Annotated in this window: 16 protein-coding genes and 1 pseudogene; 4 read left to right on the forward strand and 13 right to left on the reverse strand. The window is 62.5% G+C overall.

What is annotated here, in order from left to right; translation table 11 throughout:
* The 4 genes and pseudogenes from DH10_RS30075 to rpsL all read right to left on the reverse strand — a co-directional run.
* Positions 1-313, reverse strand: a pseudogene (locus DH10_RS30075) (GTP-binding protein); the annotation flags it as partial.
* 101 nt (positions 314-414) lie between these two features.
* A complete protein-coding gene (gene fusA, locus DH10_RS30080) occupies positions 415-2,505 on the reverse strand; it encodes an elongation factor G (RefSeq protein ID WP_192385658.1) in 2,091 nt (696 codons plus the stop codon).
* Positions 2,506-2,534: 29 nt separating this feature from the next.
* The gene (rpsG, locus tag DH10_RS30085; protein WP_027170372.1) at positions 2,535-3,005 is read right to left on the reverse strand and encodes a 30S ribosomal protein S7; all 471 of its coding nucleotides are present in this window, start codon (positions 3,003-3,005) and stop codon (positions 2,535-2,537) included.
* A gap of 62 nt (positions 3,006-3,067) precedes the next feature.
* On the reverse strand, positions 3,068-3,439 hold the full coding sequence (rpsL, locus tag DH10_RS30090; protein ID WP_006202128.1) for a 30S ribosomal protein S12: 372 nt from the start codon (positions 3,437-3,439) through the stop codon (positions 3,068-3,070).
* Between the two features lie 462 nt (positions 3,440-3,901).
* Between rpsL and DH10_RS30095 the strand changes: the two genes are divergently transcribed.
* Both DH10_RS30095 and DH10_RS30100 read left to right on the forward strand, forming a co-directional pair.
* Positions 3,902-4,183: a transcriptional regulator gene (locus DH10_RS30095; protein WP_192243064.1), complete on the forward strand. Its 282-nt coding sequence runs from the start codon at positions 3,902-3,904 to the stop codon at positions 4,181-4,183.
* A 98-nt stretch (positions 4,184-4,281) separates the two neighbouring features.
* Complete coding sequence (locus DH10_RS30100) at positions 4,282-5,226, forward strand: Gfo/Idh/MocA family protein (protein ID WP_192243062.1); 945 nt, start codon at positions 4,282-4,284, stop codon at positions 5,224-5,226.
* Positions 5,227-5,252: 26 nt separating this feature from the next.
* Here DH10_RS30100 and DH10_RS30105 read toward each other — a convergent pair whose 3' ends face one another.
* The 9 genes from DH10_RS30105 to secE form a co-directional block, all read right to left on the reverse strand.
* A complete protein-coding gene (locus tag DH10_RS30105) occupies positions 5,253-5,918 on the reverse strand; it encodes an O-methyltransferase (RefSeq protein ID WP_192243060.1) in 666 nt (221 codons plus the stop codon).
* Positions 5,919-5,995: 77 nt separating this feature from the next.
* Positions 5,996-10,192, reverse strand: coding sequence for a DNA-directed RNA polymerase subunit beta' (gene rpoC, locus DH10_RS30110; RefSeq protein WP_192243058.1), 4,197 nt, complete (start codon positions 10,190-10,192; stop codon positions 5,996-5,998).
* 129 nt (positions 10,193-10,321) lie between these two features.
* Positions 10,322-14,458 carry a DNA-directed RNA polymerase subunit beta gene (gene rpoB / locus DH10_RS30115; RefSeq protein ID WP_192243056.1) on the reverse strand — a complete coding sequence of 1,379 codons (4,137 nt, stop codon included), beginning with the start codon at positions 14,456-14,458 and terminating at the stop codon, positions 10,322-10,324.
* A gap of 266 nt (positions 14,459-14,724) precedes the next feature.
* The gene (gene rplL, locus DH10_RS30120; RefSeq protein WP_192243054.1) at positions 14,725-15,105 is read right to left on the reverse strand and encodes a 50S ribosomal protein L7/L12; all 381 of its coding nucleotides are present in this window, start codon (positions 15,103-15,105) and stop codon (positions 14,725-14,727) included.
* Between the two features lie 54 nt (positions 15,106-15,159).
* The gene (gene rplJ / locus DH10_RS30125) at positions 15,160-15,678 is read right to left on the reverse strand and encodes a 50S ribosomal protein L10 (protein WP_192243052.1); all 519 of its coding nucleotides are present in this window, start codon (positions 15,676-15,678) and stop codon (positions 15,160-15,162) included.
* 369 nt (positions 15,679-16,047) lie between these two features.
* Positions 16,048-16,746 carry a 50S ribosomal protein L1 gene (gene rplA, locus DH10_RS30130; RefSeq protein ID WP_192243050.1) on the reverse strand — a complete coding sequence of 233 codons (699 nt, stop codon included), beginning with the start codon at positions 16,744-16,746 and terminating at the stop codon, positions 16,048-16,050.
* A 4-nt stretch (positions 16,747-16,750) separates the two neighbouring features.
* Positions 16,751-17,179 carry a 50S ribosomal protein L11 gene (rplK, locus tag DH10_RS30135; protein WP_059189557.1) on the reverse strand — a complete coding sequence of 143 codons (429 nt, stop codon included), beginning with the start codon at positions 17,177-17,179 and terminating at the stop codon, positions 16,751-16,753.
* A 161-nt stretch (positions 17,180-17,340) separates the two neighbouring features.
* Positions 17,341-17,868 carry a transcription termination/antitermination protein NusG gene (nusG, locus tag DH10_RS30140; protein ID WP_059189556.1) on the reverse strand — a complete coding sequence of 176 codons (528 nt, stop codon included), beginning with the start codon at positions 17,866-17,868 and terminating at the stop codon, positions 17,341-17,343.
* Between the two features lie 27 nt (positions 17,869-17,895).
* Complete coding sequence (gene secE / locus DH10_RS30145; RefSeq protein ID WP_095805841.1) at positions 17,896-18,099, reverse strand: preprotein translocase subunit SecE; 204 nt, start codon at positions 18,097-18,099, stop codon at positions 17,896-17,898.
* Between the two features lie 767 nt (positions 18,100-18,866).
* Between secE and DH10_RS30150 the strand changes: the two genes are divergently transcribed.
* Positions 18,867-19,877: an alpha/beta fold hydrolase gene (locus DH10_RS30150; protein ID WP_246811665.1), complete on the forward strand. Its 1,011-nt coding sequence runs from the start codon at positions 18,867-18,869 to the stop codon at positions 19,875-19,877.
* Positions 19,878-20,006: 129 nt separating this feature from the next.
* Complete coding sequence (locus DH10_RS30155; RefSeq protein ID WP_192243046.1) at positions 20,007-20,348, forward strand: hypothetical protein; 342 nt, start codon at positions 20,007-20,009, stop codon at positions 20,346-20,348.
* Positions 20,349-20,568: the final 220 nt, after the last annotated feature.

Genomic DNA, 20,568 nt, shown 5'->3' on the forward strand with positions numbered 1-20,568 from the left:
GAAACCACCAGGATCGCGCCGTCCATCTGCGCGGCGCCGGTGATCATGTTCTTCACATAGTCGGCGTGGCCGGGGCAGTCGACGTGGGCATAGTGACGGTTGGCCGTCTCATACTCGACATGCGCCGTCGAGATCGTGATGCCGCGCGCCTTCTCTTCAGGCGCCGCGTCGATCTGGTCATAGCGCTTGTATTCGCCAAATCGCCAAAATACTTCGTGATCGCCGCCGTCAGCGACGTCTTGCCATGATCGACGTGCCCGATCGTGCCAATGTTCACATGCGGCTTGGTGCGCTCGAATTTACCTTTTGCCACTGTATTTCTCCGTCTTTACTCATCCCGCTCGGGGAAATTGATATTCGCTCCAGCCGAACCGGAAGCGCGCAAGAAACGCGGTTCCGGTGGCACAGGCATTCTCACGCGTATTTCTTCTGGACTTCCTGGGCCACCGCCGTAGGGACCGGTTCGTAGTGATCAAACTGCATCGTGTACTGGGCGCGGCCCTGCGACATCGAACGCAGATTGTCGACGTACTTGAACATGTTGGCGAGCGGCACCATGGCGTTGATGACAACCGCCACGCCACGCGCCTCCTGGCCCTGGATCTGGCCACGGCGGCCGTTGAGGTCGCCGATGACGCCGCCGACATAGTCTTCCGGCGTAACGACCTCGACCTTCATGATCGGCTCCAAGAGTTGCACGCCAAGCCGGGGCGCTGCTTCCTTGAAGCAGGCGCGGGAGGCGATTTCGAACGCCAGGACCGAGGAGTCGACGTCGTGGAAGGCACCGTCGATCAGGGTGGCCTTGACGCCGATCATCGGGAACCCCGCGAACGGGCCGGAGCCCATGACGCTCTGAATGCCCTTCTCGACGCCGGGGATGTATTCCTTCGGCACCGCGCCGCCGACGATCTTGGACTCGAACACGAACTCTTCGCTCTCGGTGTTCGGCTCGAACAGGATCTTGACGCGGGCGAACTGGCCGGTACCGCCGGTCTGCTTCTTGTGCGTGTAGTCCTGCTCGTGGGTGCGGGTGATCGTCTCGCGATAGGCCACCTGCGGAGCGCCGACATTGGCCTCCACCTTGAACTCGCGGCGCATGCGGTCGACGATGATGTCGAGATGCAGTTCGCCCATGCCGGCGATGATGGTCTGGCCGCTTTCCTCGTCGGTCTTGACGCGGAAGGACGGATCCTCGGCCGCCAGGCGATGCAACGCGAGGCCCATCTTTTCCTGGTCGTTCTTGGTCTTCGGCTCGATGGCGATCTGGATGACCGGATCGGGGAATTCCATGCGCTCGAGGATGACCGGGTGCAGCGGATCACAGAGCGTGTCGCCGGTGGTCGTGTCCTTGAGGCCGGCCAGCGCCACGATGTCGCCGGCATAAGCTTCCTCGATGTCGGCGCGCGAGTTCGCATGCATCTGCAGCATGCGGCCGATGCGCTCCTTCTTGCCCTTGACGGTGTTGTCGAGCGAGGTGCCCTTGGTGAGCTTGCCCGAATAGATGCGGGCGAAGGTCAGCGAGCCGACGAACGGGTCGTTCATGATCTTGAACGCCAGCATCGACAACGGTTCATTGTCATCGGCATGACGCTCGATCTCGGCGTCGGTCTTGGCGTCGACGCCCTTGATGGCCGGCACGTCGATCGGCGACGGCAGGTATTCGACGACGGCGTCGAGCAGCGGCTGCACGCCCTTGTTCTTGAAGGCCGAGCCGCAGAACATCGGGAAGAACTTGACCGCGATGGTGCCCTTGCGGATCAGCGCGCGGATCTCGTCGTTCGAGGGCATGTTGCCTTCGAGGTAGTTTTCGAGCGCGGTCTCGTCCATTTCGACGGCGGCTTCGATCATCTTCTCGCGATACTGCACGGCCTTGTCCTTGAGGTCGGCCGGAATTTCGACGACGTCCCAGGCTGCGCCCAGCGTCTCGTCGCGCCAGACAAGCGCGTTCATCTCGACGAGATCGACGATGCCCTTGAACTCGGTCTCGGCGCCGATCGGAAGCTGCATGACGACGGCCTGCGCGCCGAGGCGCGAGCCAATCATCTCCACCGAGCGGTAGAAGTCGGCGCCGATCTTGTCCATCTTGTTGCAGAAGATCATGCGCGGCACGTGGTACTTGTCGGCCTGGCGCCACACGGTCTCGGTCTGCGGCTCGACGCCGGCGTTGGCATCGAGCAGCGCGATCGCGCCGTCGAGCACGCGCAGCGAACGCTCGACCTCGATGGTGAAGTCGACGTGTCCGGGGGTGTCGATGATGTTGAAGCGGCGCATCTTACCGTCACGACCCTTCCAGAAGGTCGTGGTGGCAGCGGACGTGATGGTGATGCCGCGCTCCTGCTCCTGCTCCATCCAGTCCATGGTGGCAGCACCGTCATGGACTTCGCCGATCTTGTGCGACTTGCCCGTGTAGTACAGGACGCGCTCGGTCGTCGTCGTCTTGCCGGCGTCGATATGCGCCATGATACCGAAATTGCGGTAGTCTTCGATTTTATATTCGCGGGCCATGGGAGGTGCCTCTCAGTCTCGTTCGCGCTTTACCAGCGGTAGTGCGCGAAGGCGCGGTTGGCTTCTGCCATCTTGTGGGTGTCTTCACGCTTCTTGACGGCCGTACCGCGGTTGTTGGCCGCGTCCATCAGTTCGCCCGAGAGGCGGTCGACCATAGTGGTCTCATTGCGGTTGCGCGCGGCGGCGATCAGCCAGCGGATGGCCAACGCCTGACGGCGCTCGGGGCGCACGTCGACCGGAACCTGGTAGGTGGCGCCGCCAACGCGACGCGAACGCACTTCCACATGCGGCGCGACATTGTCGAGCGCCTGATGGAAGACGGTGACCGGCTCCTGCTTGGTCTTGGCCTGGACCTGGTCCAGCGCGCCGTAGACGATCGTCTCGGCTACCGACTTCTTGCCGTCATACATGACGGCGTTCATGAACTTGGTGACGATCAGGTCGCCGAACTTGGGGTCCGGATTGATCTCACGCTTTTCTGCACTGTGACGACGGGACATGGCTTTTGTCTCTCAATCTCGTGGCACGGCGCAGTCAAAAAAAGCGCCGAAGCCGGAAACCCTTACTTCGGACGCTTGGCACCGTATTTCGAACGGCGCTGCTTGCGGTTCTTCACACCCTGCGTGTCGAGCACGCCGCGGATGATGTGATAGCGGACGCCCGGCAGATCCTTGACGCGGCCGCCGCGGATCATGACCACCGAGTGCTCCTGAAGGTTATGGCCTTCGCCCGGGATGTAGCCGATCACTTCGAAACCATTGGTCAGGCGGATCTTGGCCACCTTGCGCAGCGCCGAGTTCGGCTTCTTCGGCGTCGTGGTATAGACGCGCGTGCAGACGCCCCGCTTCTGCGGATTCTGCTGCATGGCCGGGACCTTGTTGCGCTTCACCGGCGCCAGGCGCGGCTTGCGGATCAGCTGGTTGACGGTAGGCATTAAACCCTCTTGTCTCTCAATTCCGTGTCTTGCCCTGTCAGGGCCGCTCAAAGCGTCATTTCCATACGCAAATTCGGGCAACACACCGCGCCTCGCGGTCCTGCCCGAACAAATTGCAGAGGAAGCGGAAGCCGCTTCATGCGCGCCGGAGATGTCTTTTCGCTCGTAAAACGAACCCTGTTTGAGGCAAACTCCAAAGCGTGTCGCTTCGGACAGGCAAGTCTCACATCGGTTCTGACGTGGCGGCTTCTACTCGCAAGCCTGATGTCCGTCAACCCCGAAGCGGCAAATATTGCGCCCATTCCGAGGCTTGGCAGCCATGCGGAAATCGCATGTAATTTTCTTGCGTCTTTTTTCAAGCGCGAGGAAGAAAGTGACCGGCTTTCGCCTGTCCTATGCGCCGGCTTCATGTCAAAAGGCGGCATGAATAGCGCAAACGGCCACGCGCGGAGGAATCAGCCCGTGAACGACAATGAGGAACGCCCGGTCACCATCATCACCGGACGGGTCTGGAAGAAGAAAGGCGGCAAGCCGGAGGGCGTCCATGTGATGCTGGTGGCGCCGGATGACGATTCGGCCGTGCGCCGCGCGCTCGAATCGCTCGCCGCCGAGGGCTACGCCGAGGCGGAGCTCGACCAGATCGGCGACATGGACGGCGTACCCGACGAGGAGCCGCATCTGTCGGCCTATCAGGGCGCGCTCGAAGGCGAGGTCTCGATCGTCACCTTCGACGAACCGGTCTGATTCAAGACGCCGACCCGGCGGCATGATGTCCTCCCGGCTTGCCGGGCAGCTTTGTCCTGCCTAGAAACACCTATCTCTTCCTATCCCCCGGAGTTCCCATGACCAGCAATCCCACCAGGCTCGGCCCCATCAAACTCGGTATAGTCGGCGTGGGTAAGATCGTCCGCGATCAGCACCTCCCGGCGCTCGCCAAGGACGCCAACTATCAACTTGCGGCCGCGGCCAGCCGACACGGCAAGGTGGACGGCATCCCGAACTATCCGACGATCGAGGCGATGCTCGACGCCGAGCCCGGCCTGGAAGCCGTCTCGCTCTGCATGCCGCCGCAGTTCCGCTACGACGCGGCGCGCACGGCGCTCGAAGCCGGGAAGCACGTCTTCCTGGAGAAGCCGCCGGGCGCCACCGTCAGCGAGGTCGAAAACCTGAAGGCGCTTGCCGCGAAGAACAGCGTCTCGCTCTTCGCCAGCTGGCATTCGCGCTATGCGCCGGCGGTCGAGGCCGCGCGGGCCTTCCTGGCGTCGGCGAAAATCGGCTCGGCCGCCATCAACTGGAAAGAGGACGTGCGCCGCTGGCACCCGAACCAGGAATGGATCTGGGCGCCGGGCGGTTTCGGCGTGTTCGACCCCGGGATCAACGCGCTGTCTATCGCCACCCACATCCTGCCGCCGATGTTCATCACCTCGGCCGTGCTCGACTTCCCCGAGAACCGCGCTTCGCCGGTCGCGGCTCATGTCATCTTCCGCACCTCGAACGGGCTGCCGGTGACGATGGAACTCGACTGGCTGCAGACCGGCCCGCAGAGCTGGGACATCCTGGCCGAGACCGACAAGGGCAAGATGGTGCTTTCAGGCGGCGGCGCAAAACTCGCCGTCGACGGCAAGATCATCCATGACGAGCCGGAAGCCGAATATCCGATGCTCTACAAGCGCTTCGCCGAGATCGTTCGCGCCGGCGTCTCCGATGTCGACCTGGCGCCGCTCCAGCACGTCGCCGACGCCTTTATGCTCGGCAAGCGTAACGTGGTCGAAGCGTTCTTCGACTGAATGGCGGGACTGGCGCGGCGCTCGCGTCAATCGACAACCGCAATCGCGAAGCCGTCATAGCCCTTGGCGCCGACGGTCTGGATGGCGGTGCCATCCAGCCGCTTCTCGGCGCCGATGAAGGAAAACGCCGCGCGTGCGCCTTCGACATTGGTATCGCCGCTGTCCCTTTTCACGACGGCACCATCGCGGATGACGTTGTCGCAGACGATCACGGTTCCCGAGCGCGACAGCCGCATCGCCCAGGTGAGATAATTCGGGTTGTTCGGCTTATCGGCGTCGATGAAGATCAGGTCGAACGGACCGGCATTTTCGCTCTCCAACCCAGCCAGCGAATGAAGCGCCGGACCGACCCGCAAATCGACCTTATCCGAAACCCCTGCCCGCTCGAAGTTCGAGCGCGCGACCTTGGCGTGGTGCGGGTCGAGCTCCAGGGTCACGACCTTGCCGTCGGCAGGCAGGCCCCTTGCCATCCAGATGGTCGAGTAGCCGCCGAGCGTGCCGATCTCGAGCACTTTTTTCGCACTGCCAATCCGCACCAGCAGCGAAAGCAATTTGCCCTGCGCCGCGGAGACATCGATCGCCGGCAGGCCCTGCTCGCGGTTGGCCGCAAGCACGGCGTCAAGTGCAGGATCCGCATCGAAAAGAGAGGAAACGATATAGTCGTCGACGGCCGCCCAGGTCCTGGCGCTCATGGTTCTCTTCCTCGCTGAGCCAAAATGCGAAAAGGGGCCACGCGGGCCCCTTTCCTTCTTTTCTTCTCGTCCCGCGCTTACTGCGCGGCGTTGACCATGTTGGTCAGCATCGGCTCGGCGACCTCGACACCGGAGGCCTTGCGGCGCTCGTCGATGATCAGCTCGTCGCGCGAGGTGGCGATGCGCCGGATCTGGCTCATCGTGCCGCCGGTGCCCGCCGGGATCAGACGGCCGACGATGACGTTCTCCTTCAGGCCCTGCAGCATGTCGGTCTTGCCGGCAACCGCGGCTTCCGTCAGCACCCTGGTCGTCTCCTGGAAGGAGGCGGCGGAGATGAAGGACGGCGTCTGCAGCGAGGCCTTGGTGATGCCGAGCAGCACCGGCTGGCCTTCGGCCGGCTTCTTGCCATCCTCGATCAGCCGCTCGTTGACCTCTTCCAGCTCGATCACGTCGACGTGGTCGCCCGGAATGTAGGTCGAGTCGCCCTGCGTGGTGATCTCGACCTTCTGCAGCATCTGGCGAACGATCACCTCGATGTGCTTGTCGTTGATCGACACGCCCTGCAGGCGGTAGACCTCCTGGATCTCGTTGACGAGGTAGGACGCAAGCGCCTCCACGCCCTTGATCGCCAGGATGTCGTGCGGCGCCGGGTTGCCGTCGAGGATGTAGTCGCCCTTCTCGATGACGTCGCCGTCCTGCAGATGGAACGGCTTGCCCTTCGGGATCAGGTACTCGACCGGCTCCAGCGTCGAGTCATGCGGCTCGATGATGATGCGGCGCTTGTTCTTGTAGTCGCGGCCGAAGCGGACCGTGCCGTCGATCTCGGCGATGATGGCGTGATCCTTCGGACGGCGAGCCTCGAACAGTTCGGCAACGCGTGGCAGACCACCGGTGATGTCCTTGGTCTTGGCGCTTTCCATCGGGATACGCGCCAGCACGTCGCCCGGACGGACATGCGCGCCCGGCTCGACCGAGAGGATGGCCTCGACCGAGAGCAGGAAGCGTGCATCGCCGCCCTTCGACAGCTTGCCCACCTTGCCCTTGGCGTCCTGCACGACAATCGCCGGCTTCAGGTCGCTGCCGCGCGGCGTCGAACGCCAGTCGATGACCTCGCGCTTGGTGATGCCGGTCGACTCGTCGGCGGTCTCCTGAACGGAGATGCCGTCGACGAGATCCTCGAACGCCACCTTGCCCTCGATTTCGGTGAGGATCGGGCGGGTATAAGGATCCCACTCGGCGATGCGCTGGCCGCGCTTCACCTTGTCGCCGTCGTCCACGAAGATGCGCGAACCGTAGGCGACACGGTGCGTGGCCCGCTCCTTGCCGGCCTCGTCGAGGATCAGCACCGCCATGTTGCGGCCCATGACCATCTGCTGGCCTTCGGAGTTGCGCACCACGTTGCGGTTGCGGATCTCGACCTTGCCCTCATAGGAGGCTTCGAGGAACGAAGAATCCACCACCTGCGCGGTGCCACCCATGTGGAAGGTGCGCATGGTGAGCTGGGTGCCCGGCTCGCCGATCGACTGCGCCGCGATGACGCCGACGGCCTCGCCCTGGTTGACGGGCGTGCCGCGGGCAAGATCGCGACCGTAGCAGACCGCGCAGACGCCGGTCCTGATTTCGCAGGTCAGCGCCGAGCGGATGCGGACCGACTGCACGCCGGCCTTCTCGATCTGCTCCACGTCGCGCTCGTCCATCAGCTTGCCGGCCTTGACCAGCAATTCGCCGGTGACCGGGTGGTTGATGTCGTCGAGCGCCGTGCGGCCAAGCACGCGCTGACCGACCGAGGCGACGATCTGACCAGCATCGACGATCGGCTGCATGGTGAGGCCCTTGTCGGTGCCGCAATCCAGCGAGTTGACGATGCAGTCCTGCGCCACGTCGACCAGACGGCGGGTCAGGTAACCCGAGTTCGCCGTCTTCAGCGCGGTGTCGGCCAGACCCTTGCGGGCGCCGTGGGTCGAGTTGAAGTACTCGAGCACGGTGAGGCCTTCCTTGAAGTTCGAGATGATAGGCGTCTCGATGATTTCGCCCGAAGGCTTGGCCATCAGGCCGCGCATGCCGGCGAGCTGGCGCATCTGGGTGGGCGAACCGCGCGCACCCGAATGCGACATCATGTAGATCGAGTTCATCGGCTTCTGACGGCCGTTGTCCTCGAACTCGACGGCCTTGATGCGGGCCATCATCTCGTCGGCGACCTTTTCCGAGCACTTGGCCCAGGCGTCGACGACCTTGTTGTACTTCTCGCCCTGGGTGATCAGGCCGTCATTGTACTGTTGCTCGTATTCCTTGGCCAAAGCCTCGGTCTCGGACACCAGCTTCACCTTCGTATCCGGGATCAGCATGTCGTCCTTGCCGAACGAAATGCCGGCGCGGCAGGCATGCGCGAAGCCGAGCGCCATGATTCGATCGCAGAAGATGACCGTCTCCTTCTGACCGCAGTGGCGGTAGACGGTGTCGATCATCTTGGAGATGTTCTTCTTGGTCATCTCCTGGTTGGCGGTCTCATACGGCACGTTGACGTTCTTCGGCAGCAGCTCGCCGATGATCATGCGGCCAGGCGTGGTGTCGTAGATCTTCGACACCACCTTGCCTTCGGCATCGACGGTGCGGAAGCGGCCCTTGATCTTGGCGTGCAGGGTCACTGCCTTGGTCTCCAGCGCGTGCTGAAGCTCGCCCATGTCGGCGAACACCATGCCCTCGCCCGGCTCGTTCTGGTTGACGATCGACAGATAGTAGAGACCGAGAACCATGTCCTGCGACGGCACGATGATCGGCGCGCCGGAAGCCGGGTGCAGGATGTTGTTGGTCGACATCATCAGCACGCGGGCTTCGAGCTGCGCTTCCAAGGACAGCGGCACGTGGACCGCCATCTGGTCGCCGTCGAAGTCGGCGTTGAAGGCCGTGCAGACCAGCGGATGCAGCTGGATCGCCTTGCCTTCGATCAGGATCGGCTCGAACGCCTGGATGCCGAGGCGGTGCAGCGTCGGCGCGCGGTTCAAGAGCACGGGATGCTCGCGGATGACCTCGTCGAGGATATCCCAAACCTCCGGACGCTCCTTCTCGACCAGCTTCTTCGCCTGCTTGACGGTCGAGGAGAAGCCCTTGGCGTCGAGGCGGGCGTAGATGAAGGGCTTGAACAGTTCGAGCGCCATCTTCTTCGGCAGGCCGCACTGATGCAGCTTGAGCTCCGGACCGGTCACGATGACCGAGCGGCCGGAATAGTCGACGCGTTTGCCGAGCAGGTTCTGGCGGAACCGGCCCTGCTTGCCCTTCAGCATGTCGGACAGCGACTTCAGCGGGCGCTTGTTGGCGCCGGTGATGACGCGGCCGCGGCGGCCGTTGTCGAACAGCGCGTCGACGGCCTCCTGCAGCATGCGCTTTTCGTTGCGCACGATAATGCCCGGCGCGCGCAGCTCGATCAGCCGCTTCAAGCGGTTGTTGCGGTTGATGACGCGACGATAGAGATCGTTGAGGTCGGACGTAGCGAAGCGTCCGCCGTCAAGCGGAACCAGCGGACGCAGATCCGGCGGAATCACCGGAACCACCTTCATGATCATCCATTCCGGACGGTTGCCGGATTCCATGAAGTTCTCGACGACCTTGAGCCGCTTAAGCAACTTCTTCTGCTTGAGCTCGGACGTGGTCGAAGCCAGCTCCGAGCGCAGATCGCCGGCGATCTTCTCCAGGTCCATGCCGGCCAGAAGGTCATGGATGGCCTCGGCGCCGATCATGGCGGTGAACGAGTCCTCGCCATACTCGTCGACGGCCAGCATGTACTCTTCCTCGCTGAGCAGCTGGTGCTCCTTCAGCGCGGTGAGGCCGGGCTCGGTGACGATGTAGTTCTCGAAGTAGAGGACGCGCTCGATATCCTTCAGCGTCATGTCGAGCAGCGTGCCGATGCGCGAGGGCAGCGACTTCAGGAACCAGATGTGGGCGACGGGCGCGGCGAGCTCGATATGGCCCATGCGCTCGCGGCGGACGCGCGACAGCGTGACTTCGACGCCGCACTTCTCGCAGATGACGCCCTTGTACTTCATGCGCTTGTATTTGCCGCACAGGCACTCGTAGTCCTTGATCGGGCCAAAAATGCGCGCGCAGAACAGACCGTCACGCTCCGGCTTGAAGGTGCGGTAGTTGATGGTCTCCGGCTTTTTGATCTCGCCGAACGACCAGGACAGAATCTTCTCAGGGCTGGCGAGCGAGATCCGGATGGAATCGAACACCTGCGCAGGCGCCTGGGGGTTGAAGAGATTCATGACCTCTTGGTTCATGCCGTTCTCCTTTTCGGGGTCCTCGAAAACCCCTTGCATCGAGCGCGGGCCGAATGCCCGCAGACTGGCCGGCCTGACCGGCCGAGAATTTGAGAGGCGCGTCGCGTGTAATCGCGACGCGCCGTTGCCTTACTCGGCCGCGTCGGGCAGCCGCACAGGGGCTTCGTCGAGCTTGGTGTTCTCCAGTTCGACATTGAGGCCGAGAGACCGCATTTCCTTGACGAGAACGTTGAAGCTCTCGGGAATGCCGGCCTCGAAGGTGTCGTCGCCTCTGACGATCGCCTCGTAGACCTTGGTACGGCCGGCGACATCGTCCGACTTCACCGTGAGCATCTCCTGCAGCGTGTAGGCGGCGCCGTAGGCTTCCAGCGCCCAAACCTCCATTTCGCCGAAGCGCTGGCCGCCGAACTGCGCCTTGCCGCCCAGCGGCTGCTGGGTGACGAGCGAGTACGGACCGATCGAGCGCGCGTGGATCTTGTCGTCCACCAGGTGGTGAAGCTTGAGCATATAGATGTAGCCCATCGTCACCTTGCGATCGAACGGCTCGCCGGTGCGGCCGTCATAAAGCTGCGACTGCCCGCTGGTGTGCAGGCCAGCCTGCTCCAGCATGGTGTTGATATCGGCCTCGTGCGCGCCGTCGAACACCGGGGTCGCGATGGAGACGCCGCGACGCATCTGCTCGCTGAGGCGGATGATGCTCTCGTCGTCATAGCTGCGGACCGGTTCGTTGCGGTCGTTGGCCGGCATGAAGCTTTCGAGCGTCTTGCGCAACGGCTTGATGTCGCCGCCCGCCTTGTACGCGTCGATCAGCTCGCCGATCTTCCTGCCCATACCGGCGCAGGCCCAGCCCAGATGCGTTTCCAGGATCTGGCCGACATTCATGCGGCTCGGCACACCCAGCGGGTTGAGCACGATATCGGCATGCGTGCCGTCCTCGAGGAAAGGCATGTCCTCGACCGGAACGATGCGCGACACGACACCCTTGTTGCCATGACGGCCGGCCATCTTGTCGCCCGGCTGCATCTTGCGCTTCACCGCCACGAAGACCTTGACCATCTTCATGACGCCCGGAGGCATCTCGTCGCCGCGCTGCACCTTCTCGACCTTGTCCATGAAGCGCTGCTCGAGCGCCTTCTTGGAATCGTCGTACTGGCCGCGCAGGGCTTCCAGCTCGCTCTGGAGCTTTTCGTTCTCCACGGCGAACTGCCACCACTGCGAGCGCGGATACTCGTCGAGCGTGTCCTTCGACAGCTTCGAGCCCTTCTTGAAGCCCTTCGGTCCAGCGATCGCATCCTTGCCGACCAGCATGTCGGACAGGCGCGAGTAGACGTTGCGGTCGAGGATCGCCTGCTCGTCGTCGCGGTCCTTGGCCAGGCGCTCGATCTCCTCGCGCTCGATCGCCATGGCGCGCTCGTCCTTCTCCACGCCGTGGCGGTTGAAGACGCGCACTTCGACGACCGTGCCGAAGGTGCCCGGAGGCATGCGCATGGAGGTGTCGCGAACGTCCGAGGCCTTTTCGCCGAAGATGGCGCGCAGCAACTTTTCTTCCGGCGTCATCGGGCTTTCGCCCTTCGGCGTGATCTTGCCGACCAGGATGTCGCCCGGTTGTACTTCGGCGCCGATATAGACGATGCCGGCCTCGTCGAGGTTCTTCAGCGCCTCTTCCGAGACGTTCGGAATGTCGCGCGTGATTTCCTCCGGTCCGAGTTTGGTGTCGCGGGCCATGACCTCGAACTCCTCGATGTGGATCGAGGTGAAGACGTCGTCGGCCACGATGCGCTCGGAGAGCAGGATCGAGTCCTCGTAGTTGTAGCCGTTCCACGGCATGAACGCGACCAGCACGTTGCGGCCGAGCGCCAGATCGCCGAGCTCGGTCGAGGGACCGTCGGCGATGATGTCGCCCTTGTTGACCCGATCGCCGACACGCACCAGCGGACGCTGGTTGATGCAGGTGTTCTGGTTCGAACGCTGGAACTTCATCAGCCGGTAGATGTCGACGCCGGACTTGCCCGGGTCGAGATCTTCCGTCGCGCGGATGACGATACGGGTGGCGTCCACCTGGTCGACCACGCCGCCACGGCGGGCGCCGATAGCGGCGCCCGAGTCGCGGGCAACGACCGGCTCCATGCCGGTGCCGACGAACGGCGCCTCGGCGCGCACCAGCGGCACGGCCTGACGCTGCATGTTCGAGCCCATCAGCGCGCGGTTGGCGTCGTCGTTCTCGAGGAACGGGATGAGCGCCGCCGCCACCGACACCATCTGCTTCGGCGACACGTCCATCAGGTCGACGTTCTCGCGCGGCGCCATCATCACCTCGCCGGCATTGCGGCAGATGACGAACTCGTCGACGAAGCCGCCGTTCTTGTCGAGTTCGGCGTTGGCCTGCGCGACATGGTGCTTGGCCTCTTCCATCGCCGACAGATAGACGACTTCATTGGTCAGCTTGCCGTTGACGATCTTGCGGTACGGGCTCTCGATGAAGCCGTACTTGTTGACGCGCGCAAAGGTGGCGAGCGAGTTGATCAGACCGATATTCGGGCCTTCCGGCGTCTCGATCGGGCAGATGCGGCCGTAATGCGTCGGGTGCACGTCGCGCACCTCGAAGCCGGCGCGCTCGCGGGTCAGACCGCCCGGTCCAAGCGCCGACAGGCGGCGCTTGTGGGTGATCTCCGACAGCGGGTTGGTCTGGTCCATGAACTGCGACAGCTGCGAGGAGCCGAAGAACTCGCGCACGGCGGCAGCCGCCGGCTTGGCGTTGATCAGGTCCTGCGGCATGACCGTGTCGATCTCGATCGAGGACATGCGCTCCTTGATCGCGCGCTCCATGCGCAGCAGGCCGACGCGGTACTGGTTCTCCATCAGCTCGCCGACCGAGCGCACGCGGCGGTTGCCGAGATTGTCGATGTCGTCGATCTCGCCCTTGCCGTCGCGCAGTTCCACCAGCGTCTTGACCACGGCCAGGATGTCTTCCTTGCGCAGCACGCGCACGGTGTCCTCGGCCTTGAGTTCGAGGCGCATGTTCATCTTGACGCGGCCGACGGCCGACAGGTCATAGCGCTCGCTGTCGAAGAACAGCGAGTTGAACATGGCCTCGGCGGTCTCGAGCGTCGGCGGCTCGCCCGGACGCATGACGCGGTAGATGTCGAACAGAGCGTCCTGGCGGCTCTCGTTCTTGTCGACGGCGAGCGTGTTGCGGATGTAGGCGCCGACATTGACGTGATCGATGTCGAGGATCTGGATCTCGTCCTCGCCGGTGCCGAGCAGCACCTTCAGCGTCTTGTCGTCGATCTCGTCGCCGGCCTCGAGGAAGATCTCGCCGGTGGCGTAGTTGACGATGTCCTCGGCCAGGTAGTTGCCGAGCAGATCCTCGTCGGTCGCCTTGATCGCCTTGAGGCCTTTCTCGCCGAGCTGGCGGGCCTGGCGGGCGGTGATCTTCTTGCCGGCCTCGACGACGATCTCACCCGTATCCGCGTCGACCAGGTCGCCGACGGCCTTGAGGCCGCGGAAACGATCGACGTTGAACGGGATGCGCCAATGGTCGCCGGCGCGCTTGTAGGTGATCTTGTTGTAGAAGGTCGACAGGATCTCCTCGCCGTCCATGCCGAGCGCCATCAGGAGCGACGTCACCGGAATCTTGCGGCGGCGATCGATACGGGCGTGCACGACGTCCTTGGAGTCGAACTCAATGTCGAGCCACGAGCCGCGGTAGGGGATGACGCGCGCGGCAAACAGAAGCTTGCCCGACGAGTGCGACTTGCCCTTGTCATGGTCGAAGAAGACGCCCGGCGAGCGGTGCATCTGCGAGACGATGACGCGCTCGGTGCCGTTGACGATAAAGGTGCCGTTCGACGTCATGAGCGGCATGTCGCCCATGTAGACGTCCTGTTCCTTGATGTCCTTGATCGACTTCGCGCCGGTATCCTCATCGATATCGAACACGATGAGGCGCAGCGTCACCTTGAGCGGCGCGGCATAGGTCAGGTCGCGCTGACGGCACTCGTCAACGTCGAATTTCGGTCCTTCGAACTCATACTTCACGAATTCCAGCATCGAGGAGCCGGAAAAATCGGAGATCGGGAAGACCGACTTGAAAACGGCCTGCAGTCCCTCGTCCGGACGCCCGCCCTTGGGCTCGTCCACCATCAGGAACTGGTCATAGGATGCCTTCTGAACCTCGATCAGGTTCGGCATCTCCGCAACTTCCGGGATCTTTCCGAAGAACTTGCGTACGCGTCTGCGGCCATTGAAAGTCTGGGTCTGGGCCATCGTCGCTCCTTAGCTCAAAACTCGGGGCGAACCTCGCCGCGGTTCGCCTTGCACCAACGGGCCGCCTCGCCGGCTGCCCCTGTCTGTTTTCCGGCTGCCTTTCCAATTGCTTGGCGGCTGCCGGCCAAAAACGGGAGAAAACCCGTTTCCTGAAGGCCGCTTCCGGCCCTCAGGAAAGAGGTTTTCAAACGTCTCGCGTCGTGAAGCCTCCCTTCGTCAAGGGAGGGGGCGGACAGCGCGAGGCCGCCCGCCCTCGGCCATAGGGCTTACTTCAGCTCGACCTTGGCGCCAGCTGCTTCCAACTGAGCCTTGAACTTGTCGGCGTCTGCCTTGGAAACGCCTTCCTTGACCGGCTTCGGAGCCGCTTCGACCAGGTCCTTGGCTTCCTTGAGGCCAAGACCGGTGATGGCGCGGACTTCCTTGATGACGTTGATCTTCTGGGCGCCGGCGTCGGCGAGAACGACGTCGAATTCCGTCTTCTCTTCAGCCGGGGCTGCAGCAGCGCCAGCACCACCGCCAGCAGCGGCAACCGCCACCGGAGCGGCGGCCGAAACGCCCCACTTCTCTTCCAGGAGCTTCGACAGCTCGGCCGCCTCGAGGACGGTCAGCTTCGAAAGGTCGTCTACGATCTTTGCCAGATCAGCCATTTTTGTATTCCTTTACTAGGTTCGAACGTGTGTTGTTGACAGCGAGGAACGGCCTCATGCCGCCTCGTCCTTCCGGGCGTAAGCGCCGATGACGCGCGCGACCGAAGCCGCGGGCGCATTGACGATCTGGGCGATCCGGGTTGCCGGCGTGGCGATCATGCCAACCAGCTTGGCGCGCAGCTCGTCGAGCGACGGAAGTGTGGCGAGTGCCTTCACACCGTCGGCGTCGAGCGAGGTGGTGCCCATCGCGCCGCCGAGAATGACGAGCTTGTCATTTCCCTTGGCGAAATCGGACGCGACCTTCGGCGCCGCAATCGGATCCTCCGAATAAGCGACCAGCGTCTGTCCCTTGAACAGATCGATGATCGATGCGGAGTCCGTGCCCTGAAGAGCGATCTTGGCGAGACGGTTCTTCGCGACTTTGACGGTGCCACCGGCGGCGCGCATTTTCGACCGAAGGTCGTTCATTTGCGCGACGGTGATACCGGCGTAGTGGGCCACGACGACTGAACCCGCGTTCGAGAACGCATCATTCAGGCCCGTGACGAGTTCGCGTTTTTCCGCTCTGTCCACTGCCTATCTCCAGTTGACCCCTGCCCCATTCACGAGGTCAGAAGTCGGGTTGCCTTTTGCCGGCCGGGCCATCCAAAAACGGATCTCCCGAACGGCGCTCGAGGATCCTGCCCCCTTTCGCCACACCTACGGCCAAGCCGGCGATGCGCTGACAAAAGGCAAACACGGTTCGAACCTTTCATTGGAGCATCTTGCTCCTTTGTCGGGTCTTCACCCGTCTCATGCAGGCCCAGACGAATTAAGGCTTTGGGCCGCCTGCAATCTCGGACAGGATATCCGGAAACCTTTCGGCCTCCGGGTTACCGGACCGCCAACGGATCGGCGGTCCGGAATTCTTATGCGACCGGCCTGAAGCCGGTCAGGCGACACTTACGACGCGGCGAGCGTCGCGATGTCGAGCTTAAGGCCGGGGCCCATCGTCGAGGTGACCGACACCTTCTTGACGTAGTTGCCCTTGGCGCCGGCGGGCTTTGCCTTGTTCACCGCATCGGCGAAGGCCCGCACATTCTCTTCCAGCGCCTTGACGTCGAACGAGACCTTGCCGACGCCGGCCTGGACGATGCCGGCCTTCTCGACGCGGAACTCGACGGCGCCGCCCTTCGAAGCCTTGACGGCGGCCGCGACATCGGTGGTCACGGTGCCGACCTTCGGGTTCGGCATCATGCCGCGCGGGCCGAGCACCTTACCCAGACGGCCGACCAGCGGCATCATGTCCGGGGTGGCGATGCAGCGATCGAAGTCGATCGTGCCCTTCTGGACGATCTCGACCAGATCCTCGGCGCCAACGATATCGGCGCCGGCGGCCTTGGCCTCCTCGGCCTTGTCGCCGCGCGCGAACACGGCGACGCGCACCGAGCGGCCGGTGCCGTTCGGCAGGTTGACCACGCCGCGGACCATCTGGTCGGCATGACGCGGATCGACGCCGAGATTCATCGCGACCTCGACGGTCTCGTCGAACTTCACCGTGGACCGGTCCTTGAGCAGCTGCAGCGCCTCGGAGAGCGCATAGGCCTTGTTCGGATCGATGCCTTCGCGGCTCTTGGCAACACGCTTTGCAATCTTTGCCATGATCTTAGCCCACCACTTCCAGGCCCATCGAGCGGGCGGAGCCCTCGACCATGCGCATGGCCGCCTCGACGTCGTTTGCGTTCAGGTCCTTCATCTTCTGCTCGGCGATCTGGCGCACCTTGTCGCGCGAGATCGTGCCGGCCTTGACCTTGCCCGGCTCCTTCGAGCCCGACTTCAGGTTGGCGGCCTTCTTCAGGAAGTAGCTCACCGGCGGCGTCTTCATGACGAAGGTGAACGACTTGTCCTGGTAGTAGGTGATGACGACCGGGATGGGCGAGCCCTTCTCCAGCTCCTGGGTCTGCGCGTTGAACGCCTTGCAGAACTCCATGATGTTGATGCCGCGCTGACCAAGCGCCGGGCCGATCGGGGGCGACGGCGTGGCCGAGCCCGCGGCAACCTGGAGCTTGAGCTGGCCTGCAACTTTCTTAGCCATCTCTATTCCTGCCTTTTCTCATGCCGGGAAACGCCGGCGGTTGCAGTCTGGTGGTGCGGTCCCAGCGGCCGGCTAAACCGCTTTCACCTCCCACCCGTTGATGGCAGCGCACTTCTTCGCGCCGCCGACCCCTTTCGCCTGTCGGCCAAGGGATCTTCGGATCAGCCCTTTTCGACCTGTCCGAATTCCAGATCGACGGGCACCGCGCGCCCGAAGATCGAAACTTCCACCTTGAGGCGCGCCCGCTCCTCGTCCACTTCCTGGACGAAGCCGTTGAACGACGCGAACGGGCCGTCCGAGACGCGGATCGCCTCGCCGATCTCGAAGGTGACCGAGGGCTTCGGCCGCTCGACGCCTTCCTGCACCTGGTTCAGGATGCGCTGTGCCTCGGTTTCGGTGATCGGCACCGGCTTGGAGTCACCGAGGAAGCCGGTGACCTTCGGCGTGTTCTTGACCAGCGAGAACACGGCGTCCGTCAGGTTGGCCTTCAGAAGCACATAGCCCGGGAAGAACTTGCGCTCGGCATCGACCTTGCGGCCACGGCGGATCTCGACGACCTTCTCGGTCGGCACCACGATCTGCTCGATCTCGCCGGACAGGCCCTTCTGCTTGGCCTTGTTCTCGATGTCCTCGGCGACCTTCTTCTCGAAGTTCGAATAAGCGTGGACGATGTACCACCGCGCAGTCATTTCACGACCTCTCCGTAATCGCCGAACTTAATGTCCGAGGCCCAGTATGAACTCGATCGCATAGCCCATGGCTATGTCGGCGGCGAAGAAGAAGATCATGGCGATGACCGCGAACACCAGGACCATCACCGTCGAGATCATGGTCTCGCGGCGCGAGGGCCATGTCACCTTGGCCGTCTCCGCGCGAACCTGCTGGAGAAAGGTGAAAGGGTTTGTGGTTTTCGAAGCCATGTGCCGCCTGTCTTCAAGACCCGTTGGCCGGGTCTCCTGGATGATCCCGCTGGCCGGGACGATGCCGCCTGGGTTCCGTGCCGGCGCCGAATCAGCGCCACCATTTCGCCCATGCAAATCGGACGCGTAAAGCCGGCTTCCCAGCTCCACGCGTCGCGTGTCTGTTCAGTCTACATAAAACCGATTCTTGGTCCACGCAAGTGGCAAGTGTTCCGCTTTATGTTCGAGCGCCGCCTCGGAACCATCCAGTCGTTCCGTCCCGGCTATGCGGGGCCTTATGCCCCAGTTTTCCCAATATGGCAAGCCACCCGCCGGTTTTCAACGACGGGACGCCCTGATCCTCGGTCCGCCACTTAAGGATGGCACGGCGGCAGGGCTCGAACCTACGACCAGCGACGGCAGCTCATGGTGGCGAGCGCAGCGCCTCCGCGCTCCCGAGTTGACGAGCGCCCCGATGTCAAATCCGTTGATGGCGGACGTCGGGCTCCGGTGCTCGGCATTGCTCGAGGCTAAACGCTCTCATCCGCGATATTGAACGGGCGCTCTGCCTGCTTGAGGCGCTCGCATTGAAAGCGCACATATCGTCGACGGTCCTATGGAGGAACAGTCGCTCTTGAACTAGCCGCTCACCGGTACGGGTGTCTATCCATTCCCGCTATAGGTCGTATAGCGACAATCGATTTTGCTGATGAGTAGGAGCTGCATATCCGTTTGCAAGCGGGGCGGTACTGAATGTTGCCCCGAAAAACTTCCGGAAGGGCGACGTGATGCGCGCGATGCAAACTCTCATTCTCTCGGCAACTGCAGCCGCGATGCTATTTCTTGCGGGACCAACGAACGCTGGCGTCCAAGGCAAGGACCAAGGCTCAATTCAAGCTGACAGTATGACCGGTATCCCCGTCGGCTTTCAATCCCAATTCGCTGACGTTAATGGTGTGCGCATTCACTACGTGATCGGCGGGAAAGGATCGCCGATTCTGCTCATCCATGGGTGGCCGGAGGATTGGCACGAGTGGCGTAAAATGATGCCTCTCCTTGCAACGAAGCACACCGTTATTGCCGTCGACTTACGCGGATTCGGAGAATCACAAATCGCATCATCGGGATATGACCGCAAGACGCTTGCCGAAGATCTTTTCCAGTTGATGACGAGGCTTGACTATTTACGAGCAACTGTAGTCGGCCATGATTGGGGTGGTCCCGTAGCCTATGCCTACGCCGCTATCCACCGCGATGCTGTTGACAAACTTATAATCGTGGAGGGTGCGCCCGACGGCCCCTGGACCACGAAACAGTTCGCTCCCCTTCTTCACAACCCATTGTGGTTCTTTGGTTTCTTTGAGATCCCCGACTTTGCTGAAAAGGTTCTCGTGGGACACGAGAAAGAATTCTTAGAATGGTTCTACCGCAATAGAGGATTCCACATCGTTCCTGGCAGCTTCTCAGAAGCAGTCATCACCTATTATGAAAACAGCTACGCACGGCCCGGCCGGCTGGCGACAAGTCTTCAACTCTATCGGACGATTGATCGCGATATCGCTGACAACACCGAATTGTCGCGAACGCCGCTAACTATTCCAGTTTTAGCCATTGGAGCCAAGTATGGACTGGGATCTATGGTGGCGGAAAGCATGCGACAAGTGGCGCGCTCGGTAGCGCCGGTTTTGATGGAGAATACGGGTCACTTCATCCCCGACGAACGGCCCGAAGCCCTGTACCACATTATTGAAGCGTTCTTGGGTAGCAGCATCGCGCCCGAGGATTGGTCGCCGAATTAATCGGAGCGACATCAACTGGCCAAAACGGTCCCTGCAGGCATGGTCGGTGTGCTGCACTCAACTCCAACTCAAGCGCTAAATCATCTGTAAATTAAACTCAGCAATCCGCACTCAGCCAAGGAGACACGTATGAGTATCAACACGCAGACCTGGGTCGCCGTCCTTGACATAACCGCCTTGACCCCGGAAGAATACGACGCCATCCTTCGCAAGATGGGTGTGGAACACACGCCGGCACCGGACATCTACTTGCACATTGCAGCCCCTCTCGACGGCGGAGCAGGCCTTCGCGTCATCGAACTGTGGAGCAGCAAGGACGGCTTCGAGTCCTTTATCCAAGAACGTATGCTTCCCTCAGCGCAGGCGTTGGGGTTGCAGCGAGAGACGACCGTGACGGTAACCCCGCTTCTCAATGCCTTTGCACCTCGCGCTTCGGAGATCACGGCTCTTGCGCAAACGCGTATGAAGTGAGGACTATTCTTAATGATTGTTGCCGGTCGCAGCGATTTTAGCCGGCAACGATCGCGAGAGGAAAGGGGCTGACCGTTTACGCCCCGACCCGTCTGCGCGACGGCGATTGCATCTCTAGCAGCACCTTCGTTGAAGCGCCGTGCTCGATACCACATCCGTCGCTTCCTTGCCCCAAGCCCCGGTCTTAAAAACGCTGACACATTTAAATGCGTAACCGGGG

It is taken from the genome of Mesorhizobium silamurunense (genome assembly GCF_014843825.1).
In the GTDB taxonomy this organism is placed as follows: domain Bacteria; phylum Pseudomonadota; class Alphaproteobacteria; order Rhizobiales; family Rhizobiaceae; genus Mesorhizobium; species Mesorhizobium silamurunense.

What these genes read in the sequence shown, in the direction of transcription:
- nusG (WP_059189556.1), bottom strand. Translation starts at nt 17,868, where the DNA reads ATGACTGCGCGGTGGTACATCGTCCACGCTTATTCGAACTTCGAGAAG.
- DH10_RS30100 (WP_192243062.1), top strand. Translation starts at nt 4,282, where the DNA reads ATGACCAGCAATCCCACCAGGCTCGGCCCCATCAAACTCGGTATAGTC.
- fusA (WP_192385658.1), bottom strand. Translation starts at nt 2,505, where the DNA reads ATGGCCCGCGAATATAAAATCGAAGACTACCGCAATTTCGGTATCATG.
- rpsL (WP_006202128.1), bottom strand. Translation starts at nt 3,439, where the DNA reads ATGCCTACCGTCAACCAGCTGATCCGCAAGCCGCGCCTGGCGCCGGTG.
- secE (WP_095805841.1), bottom strand. Translation starts at nt 18,099, where the DNA reads ATGGCTTCGAAAACCACAAACCCTTTCACCTTTCTCCAGCAGGTTCGC.
- rplA (WP_192243050.1), bottom strand. Translation starts at nt 16,746, where the DNA reads ATGGCAAAGATTGCAAAGCGTGTTGCCAAGAGCCGCGAAGGCATCGAT.
- DH10_RS30150 (WP_246811665.1), top strand. Translation starts at nt 18,867, where the DNA reads ATGCGCGCGATGCAAACTCTCATTCTCTCGGCAACTGCAGCCGCGATG.
- DH10_RS30105 (WP_192243060.1), bottom strand. Translation starts at nt 5,918, where the DNA reads ATGAGCGCCAGGACCTGGGCGGCCGTCGACGACTATATCGTTTCCTCT.
- rpsG (WP_027170372.1), bottom strand. Translation starts at nt 3,005, where the DNA reads ATGTCCCGTCGTCACAGTGCAGAAAAGCGTGAGATCAATCCGGACCCC.
- rpoC (WP_192243058.1), bottom strand. Translation starts at nt 10,192, where the DNA reads ATGAACCAAGAGGTCATGAATCTCTTCAACCCCCAGGCGCCTGCGCAG.
- DH10_RS30155 (WP_192243046.1), top strand. Translation starts at nt 20,007, where the DNA reads ATGAGTATCAACACGCAGACCTGGGTCGCCGTCCTTGACATAACCGCC.
- rplL (WP_192243054.1), bottom strand. Translation starts at nt 15,105, where the DNA reads ATGGCTGATCTGGCAAAGATCGTAGACGACCTTTCGAAGCTGACCGTC.
- rpoB (WP_192243056.1), bottom strand. Translation starts at nt 14,458, where the DNA reads ATGGCCCAGACCCAGACTTTCAATGGCCGCAGACGCGTACGCAAGTTC.
- rplK (WP_059189557.1), bottom strand. Translation starts at nt 17,179, where the DNA reads ATGGCTAAGAAAGTTGCAGGCCAGCTCAAGCTCCAGGTTGCCGCGGGC.